1 protein-coding gene is annotated in these 287 nt (G+C 55.7%); it reads right to left on the bottom strand.

All coding sequences use genetic code 11. From position 1 onward, the window contains the following. A partial coding sequence (locus tag LKE08_RS00115) for a Uma2 family endonuclease (protein ID WP_324702166.1) occupies positions 1 to 287 on the bottom strand: 287 nt, incomplete at both ends.

The following is a 287-nucleotide window of genomic DNA, read 5'->3' as shown; positions in this document are numbered from 1 at the left end:
CCGGGAAGTTCTATTGGATTGTCCAAAACTTCGACTTCTTGTCCGGGGCGGTAGATTTCTACCCGTCGATTTTGGGGGTCAATCAACCATCCGAGTCGGGCACCATTTTCCAGATATTCCCGCATTTTTTCCTGAAGTTTGGAGAGGCTATCGGTGGGCGATCGCAATTCGACAACAAAATCGGGACATAAGGGGGCGAAACCCTGACGCTGTTCGGGTGTCAGCGCCTCCCACCGAGAGCGAGCTACCCAAGAGGCATCGGGGGAACGGGTGGCGCCGTTGGGGAG

This window comes from Lyngbya sp. CCY1209 (assembly GCF_035615495.1).
GTDB lineage: Bacteria > Cyanobacteriota > Cyanobacteriia > Cyanobacteriales > Microcoleaceae > Limnospira.
This window is presented reverse-complemented; position numbering and strand designations above follow the sequence as displayed.